At 71.1% G+C, this 6,882-nt stretch carries 5 protein-coding genes; 2 read left to right on the top strand and 3 right to left on the bottom strand.

Annotation, left to right across the window (positions count from 1 at the left end):
- Nucleotides 1–142 precede the first annotated feature (142 nt).
- The 3 genes from ACFV4F_RS31660 to ACFV4F_RS31650 form a co-directional block, all read right to left on the bottom strand.
- Complete coding sequence (locus tag ACFV4F_RS31660) at nt 143–862, bottom strand: SDR family NAD(P)-dependent oxidoreductase (RefSeq protein WP_380449168.1); 720 nt, start codon at nt 860–862, stop codon at nt 143–145.
- A gap of 531 nt (nt 863–1,393) precedes the next feature.
- Nucleotides 1,394–2,683 carry a citrate synthase gene (locus ACFV4F_RS31655; RefSeq protein ID WP_380448972.1) on the bottom strand — a complete coding sequence of 430 codons (1,290 nt, stop codon included), beginning with the start codon at nt 2,681–2,683 and terminating at the stop codon, nt 1,394–1,396.
- Nucleotides 2,684–2,908: 225 nt separating this feature from the next.
- Entirely contained in the window at nt 2,909–5,179 is a 2,271-nt protein-coding gene (locus ACFV4F_RS31650) for an ATP-dependent RecD-like DNA helicase (protein WP_380507660.1), read from the bottom strand.
- A 230-nt stretch (nt 5,180–5,409) separates the two neighbouring features.
- Between ACFV4F_RS31650 and ACFV4F_RS31645 the strand changes: the two genes are divergently transcribed.
- Together ACFV4F_RS31645 and ACFV4F_RS31640 are read left to right on the top strand one after the other, a co-directional pair.
- Nucleotides 5,410–6,201 carry a VOC family protein gene (locus ACFV4F_RS31645; RefSeq protein ID WP_380448976.1) on the top strand — a complete coding sequence of 264 codons (792 nt, stop codon included), beginning with the start codon at nt 5,410–5,412 and terminating at the stop codon, nt 6,199–6,201.
- An 89-nt stretch (nt 6,202–6,290) separates the two neighbouring features.
- The gene (locus ACFV4F_RS31640; protein ID WP_380507615.1) at nt 6,291–6,752 is read left to right on the top strand and encodes a GNAT family N-acetyltransferase; all 462 of its coding nucleotides are present in this window, start codon (nt 6,291–6,293) and stop codon (nt 6,750–6,752) included.
- Nucleotides 6,753–6,882 lie beyond the last annotated feature (130 nt).

The following is a 6,882-nucleotide window of genomic DNA, read 5'->3' as shown; positions in this document are numbered from 1 at the left end:
CACCCCATCCACCCCCCCCCCCACCCCGCCCCCCCCCCCCCCCGACCCCCCCCCCCCCCGCGCCCCGCCGCGGCCCCCCCCCCCCCCCCCCCCGCCGCCGTCCGGAGCTCAACGCCGTCCGGGGCTCGACACCGTCAGGGGCTCAACGCCCGAGCAGCTCGCCGCCGTTGCAGTGCAGGATCTCGCCGGTGATGAACCCGGCCTCGGGCGAGGCGAGGAAGTACACGGCCCCCGCGACCTCCCCCGTCTCCCCGATCCGGCCGAGCAGCGTGCGCGCCGCGCGGCGGGCCACCTCGGCCTCGTCCAGCCGCGGTCCGAAGAACTCGGTGCCCGCCACCGTGCCCGGGGCGACGATGTTCGCGGTGATGCCCGAGGTGCCCAACTGGGCGGCCAGGAAGTGGTTCCAGGCGTGCAGCGAGGCCTTCGCCGCGCCGTAGGAGCCGGCCCCGCGCAGGGCGGCGATCGAGCTGATCGTGACGACCCGGCCGGAGCCCGGGGTGAGCCGGTCGCGGATCGACTCGGTGAGCAGCACCACGGTCAGTACGTTGCGCTCGAAGTCGCCGCGCCAGCGCGCCAGCAGCGCGTGCGGGCCGGCGCCGATCACGGTCTCGCGGCTGCCGGCGTTGTTCACCAGCACGTCGACGCGCTCGGGCAGTTCGGCGAGCGCGGCCTCGACGGCGTCCGGGTCGGCGAGGTCGCAGACCAGCGGGGTGACGTTCGGCCCGAGCTCGGCCGCGGACTTCTCCAGCACCGCCCGGCGGCGGCCGACGATCACGACCCGTTCGCCCGCCTCGGCGAACCGCCGCGCCACTTCGAACCCGATTCCCGTGCCACCGCCGGTGACTACGACGTTCCTGGCCATCTGCGCACTCCCTCCCCAGTTCCGCCGCCACGCTGCGAGGGTGCGGGACGGTCCGTACCGGAATGCCACGATTCCTATCACGCTCGGTTGCCGTGACTGCGGGGAGGGTGACGTCGCCCGCGCCGGAACGTGTGGTATGGGCCCGGTACGGCGCGCACACGGAGCGTGGCGAGAGGCAGCTCACACCCCCCGGGCGTAACTTCTCGCACCCTGATACGTCTTAGGTTGGTAGTGCGGCAGTTTTCCGAGGGACGGAGACGCGACGAACGGCAACGCGTCCCCGTGCCTCCACTGCCGCCGACGGGGCTCCGGCGGGCCCCGGGTCGGCCGTCGAATCGACGGCCTTCGCGCACGGCGCCGGGGTTGTGGCGGGCCAGGGACGCTTTGAGCGGCCGTCCCGGGCTGCGGCCGGCCCCGGAGTCGTGCGCCGTACGATCCCGTCCCCGCGGGAACGATCCGCACGGCTCCACCGCGCGGGGACGCACGAGGGCCCGGCCGCACACGTGCGGCCGGGCCCTTCGGGGTTCTGCGTCAGCGCTCGCCGAGGGCGACGTAGTCGCGGATGGCGGTGCCGGTGTAGATCTGGCGCGGACGGCCGATGCGGCTCGTCGGGTCGTTGATCATCTCGTGCCAGTGGGCGATCCAGCCGGGCAGCCGGCCCAGGGCGAACAGCACGGTGAACATGCTGGTCGGGAAGCCCATGGCGCGGTAGATCAGGCCCGTGTAGAAGTCCACGTTCGGGTAGAGCTTGCGCGAGACGAAGAAGTCGTCCTTGAGCGCGTGCTCCTCCAGCTTGAGCGCGATCTCCAGCAGCTGGTCCTGCTTGCCCAGCTGGCCGAGGACCTCGTGCGCCAGCAGCTTGACCTGCGCGGCGCGCGGGTCGAAGGCCTTGTAGACGCGGTGGCCGAAGCCCATCAGCTTGACGCCGGCCTCGCGGTTCTTGACCTTCGTGATGAAGGCGTCGACGTCGCCGCCGTCCTTCTGGATGCTCTCCAGCATCTCCAGCACGGCCTGGTTGGCGCCGCCGTGCAGCGGGCCCCAGAGCGCCGAGATGCCGGCCGAGATCGAGGCGAACAGGTTGGCGTGGCTGGAGCCGACCAGGCGCACGGTGGAGGTGGAGCAGTTCTGCTCGTGGTCCGCGTGCAGGATCAGCAGCTTGTCCAGCGCGTTCACGATGACCGGGTTGAGCTCGTAGTCCTCGGCCGGGACCGCGAAGGTCATCCGGAGGAAGTTCTCGACGTAGCTCAGGTCGTTGCGCGGGTAGACGAAGGGCTGGCCCATCGACTTCTTGTAGGCGTAGGCCGCGATGGTGGGCAGCTTGGCCAGCAGGCGCACGGTCGACAGGTGGCGCTGGGCCGCGTCGAACGGGTTGTGGCTCTCCGGGTAGAAGGTGGAGAGCGCACCGACCACCGAGGACAGCATGGCCATCGGGTGGGCGTCGCGCGGGAAGCCCTGGAAGAACCGCTTGACGTCCTCGTGCAGGAGCGTGTGCTGGGTGATCTCGCGGTTGAACTCGGAGAGCTGGTCCGCGTTCGGCAGCTCGCCGTTGATCAGGAGGTACGCGGTCTCGACGAAGCCGCCCTGCGCTGCGAGCTGCTCGATCGGGTAGCCGCGGTACCGCAGGATGCCGTTGTCGCCGTCCACGAAGGTGATCGCGGACTTGTAGGCGGCGGTGTTGCCGAAGCCGTTGTCCAGGGTGACCAGGCCGGTCTGCGGGAGCAGCTTCGAGATGTCGAAGCCGGCGTTGCCCGCAGTGCTCTCGACGACGGGGTACTCGTACTCGCCGTCCTGGTACCGCAGTACTACCGAGTTGTCGCTCACGTCTTCCTCACCGACGAAATGAATCCTCTTCCAAGGTGCCCTGACTGTCTCTACCATCCCCCATCTGGAGGACAGCCGCGCACCCGGGGTGGCCCGAAAGGGCCCTCCCCTACAAAACCTGCCGCCGCAGCCGGTACGAACCGGACAAGATCGGCGCCATCCTAGGCTCTGCCGTAAATCTCTTCACGTCAAGAGAACATTAGAGGCAACCATCCTGTTGGATAATCATCCAGTGGCAAGTCGATGATCGAGCGCGGCGTGCCTCCGACCTGCGCTGACGGCCCGGACGGCCTGCGCGATCGCCTTGCGTGACCCCACCAGCACCACGAGTTTCCGTGCCCTGGTCACGGCGGTGTACAGGAGGTTTCGCTGGAGCATCGTCCAGGCGGACATGGTGACCGGAATCACCACCACCGGATACTCGCTGCCCTGCGAACGGTGGATCGTCACCGCGTACGCGTGGGCCAGCTCGTCCAGCTCGTCGAAGTCGTAGGGCACCTCCTCGTCCTCGTCGGTGAGCACCGTCAGCCGCTGGTCGTCCACGCTGAGGGCGGTCACCACACCCACTGTGCCGTTGAAGACCCCGTTCCGCCCCTTGTCGTAGTTGTTGCGCACCTGCGTGACCTTGTCCCCCACGCGGAACGTCCGCCCGCCGAACCGCCGCTCCGCCAACCCCTCCCTCGCCGGCGTCACCGCCGCCTGCAACAGCGTGTTCAGGTTCCCCGCACCGGCCGGACCCCGGTGCATCGGCGCCAGCACCTGGACGTCCCGCCGCGGATCGAACCCGAACCTCTGCGGGATCCGCCGCGCCACCACGTCCACCGTCAGACCCGCCGCCCGCTCCGCGTCGTCCTCCGCGAACAGGAAGAAGTCCGGCAGACCGTCCGTCAGCGGCGGCCTGCCCTCGTTGATCCGGTGCGCGTTCGTCACCACTCCCGACTGCTGCGCCTGCCGGAAGATCCGGGTCAGCCGCACCGACGGGACCGGGCCGCCGTCCGCCAGCAGGTCCCGCAGCACCTCACCCGCGCCGACCGACGGCAGCTGGTCCACGTCCCCGACGAACAGCAGGTGAGCCCCCGGCGGCACCGCCTTGACCAGCTTGTTCGCCAGGATCAGGTCCAGCATCGAGGCCTCGTCGACCACCACCAGGTCCGCCTCCAACGGCCGGTCCCGGTCGTACGCGGCGTCCCCGCCGGGCTTCAGCTCCAGCAGCCGGTGCACCGTCGACGCCTCCGCCCCGGTCAGCTCCGCGAGCCGCTTCGCCGCCCGGCCGGTCGGCGCCGCCAGCACCACCTTCGCCCGCTTCGCCAGCGCCAGCGTCACGATCGACTTCACCGTGAACGACTTGCCGCAGCCCGGACCGCCCGTCAGCACCGCGACCTTCTCCGTCAGTGCCAGCCGCACCGCCTGCTCCTGCTCCGGCGCCAGCTCCGCCCCCGTCCGCTTCGCGAGCCACTCCAGCGCCACCGGCCAGTCCACCCCCGCGAACCACGGCATCCGGTCCGCGTCCGAACGCAGCAGCCGCAGCACCTGGTTGGCCAGCGAGATCTCCGCCCGGTGGAACGGCACCAGGTACACCGCGGTGATCGGCTCGCCGCCCTCCCCCGGCACCGACTCGCGCACCACCCCCTCCAGCGCCACCAGCTCCGCCAGGCAGTCGATCACCAGCCCCACGTCCACCTGGAGCAGTTTCACGCCGTCCGCGATCAACCGCTCCTCCGGCAGGTAGCAGTGCCCCTGGTCGGTGCTCTGCGACAGCGCGTACTGCAGCCCCGCCTTCACCCGCTCCGGGCTGTCGTGCGGGATCCCCACCGCCTGCGCGATCCGGTCCGCCGTCAGGAAACCGATGCCCCACACGTCCGAGGCCAGCCGGTACGGCTCGTTCCGCACCACCCCGATCGAGCCGTCGCCGTACTGCTTGTAGATGCGCACGGCCAGCGAGGTCGACACCCCCACCCCCTGCAGGAAGACCATCACCTCCTTGATGGCCTTCTGCTCCTCCCACGCCGCCGCGATCTTCTTCGTCCGCTTCGGCCCCAGCCCCGGCACCTCGATCAGCCGGCCCGGCTCGTTCTCGATCACCTCCAGGGTGTCTGCCCCGAACCGCTCCACGATCCGCTCGGCGAACCGCGGACCGATCCCCTTGATCAGCCCCGACCCCAGGTACCGCTGGATGCCCTGGATCGTGGCCGGCAGCACCGTCGTGTAGTTCTCCACCGTGAACTGCCGCCCGTACTGCGGGTGCGAGCCCCACCGCCCGTGCAGCCGCAGCGACTCCCCGACCTGCGCGCCCAGCAGCGCCCCCACCACGGTCAGCAGGTCGTTCGCACCCCGGCCGGTGTCCACCCGAGCCACCGTGTACCCGGTCTCCTCGTTGGCGTACGTGATCCGCTCCAGCACCCCCTCCACCTGGGCGAGCTGGCGCTGCGCGGGTTCCTGTCCCGCCTGCGGCTGCCTGGCCACCGGGACCCCCTTCGACCGGTACGGGCGGACCATTCCGCTACGCACCGTACCGTCCCGGTCGGACACGTCCGGACCGCTCCCGGACGGCACCCCTCCGGCCGCCGTCCGACCTCCGGCCGACCTCCAGCCGCCCCGGTCACGGCCCGTCACGGCCGTGACCGCCTGCCGTGCGGCCCACCGGTGCAGGTGCCAGGCTGGGAGGGGCGGGGGGCCACCGACCGCACCCGTGCCCGCACGGGCCCCGTCCGAGGAGCAGTGCCGCCATGCTCACCACCGACTACCGGCCCGGCGCCCCGATCTGGCTCGACCTCGGCAGCCCCGACACCCGGGCTTCCGCGGACTTCTACACCGCCCTGTTCGGCTGGTCCACCGACTCCGCCGGACCCGAGGCCGGCGGCTACGGCTTCTTCCGGCTCGACGGCCGGACGGTCGCCGCCTTCGGCCCGCTCGTCGAGGAGGGCTCGCTGCCCACGTGGACGGTGTACTTCGCCACGCCCGACGCCGACCGCACCACCGAACTCGTCCGCCAGGCGGGCGGACGCGTCCGGTTCGCGCCCTTCGACGTCTTCACCGCGGGCCGGATGGCCGGCTACACCGACCCGACCGGCGCCGACTTCGCCGTCTGGCAGCCGCACGACACCCGCGGCCTCGACGTGGTCACCGCGGAGGGCAGCCTCTGCTGGACGGAGTGCTACAGCGTCGACGCCGAACGCGCGAAGTCCTTCTACCGCGCGGTCTTCGACTGGCAGGAGCAGGACGTCCCGTTCGGCGAGGCGCTCTACACCGTCCTCACCCCGGCCGGCGGCGGCACCGACGACGCCCACGGCGGCATCATGCAGCTCGGCCCCGAACACACCGCCCGCGGCACCTCGTCCCACTGGCTCCCCTACTTCGAGGTCCCCAACGTCGACGCCGCCCTCGCCATCGCGACCACCCTCGGCGCGACGGTCCGGATCCCCGCCATGGACGTCCACGGCGTCGGCCGGCTCGCCCAGCTCCAGGACCCGCACGGAGCGGTGTTCGCCGTCATCACCAGTGCCAAGCCCGGCGAGTGACGCGGAATCACCCCGGGAAGGGCCGTGAAGGGGTGCTACGGGCGTAGACAGGGGGTGGTGCGGGAGATCGGGGCCCCTATTCTCTGATCATGACCGAGACGACCGTTCTGACGATCCGCCGGGTGACGGAGGCCGATCTGCCGGCCATCGTGGCGATGCTCGCCGACGACCCGCTGGGCGCGACGCGCGAGAGCCCCGACGACCTCACCCCGTACCGCACCGCCCTCGCCCGCATCACCGACGACCCGAACCAGCACCTGGTCGTCGCCGAACGCGCCGGCCGAGCCGTCGGCACGCTGCAGCTGACGCTCGTCCCCGGCCTCTCCCGGAAGGGCTCCACCCGCGCGATCATCGAGGGCGTCCGCATCCACGCCGACGAACGCGGCAGCGGCCTCGGCACCGAACTGATCGAGTGGGCGATCCACCACTCCCGCGAACTCGGCGCCGACCTCGTCCAGCTCACCTCGGACGCCACCCGCACCGACGCCCACCGGTTCTACGAGCGGCTCGGCTTCGTACGGTCGCACTACGGTTTCAAGTACCGGCTCTGACGTCCGGGGAAACGCCCTGAAAAGCCCCCGGAAACGCGAAAAGCCCCTGATCCGAATGGATCAGGGGCTTTTCTTGAATGATTGTTCGGCGGCGTCCTACTCTCCCACAGGGTCCCCCCTGCAGTACCAT

The organism is Kitasatospora sp. NPDC059722 (genome assembly GCF_042733235.1).
In the GTDB taxonomy this organism is placed as follows: domain Bacteria; phylum Actinomycetota; class Actinomycetes; order Streptomycetales; family Streptomycetaceae; genus Kitasatospora.
This window is presented reverse-complemented; position numbering and strand designations above follow the sequence as displayed.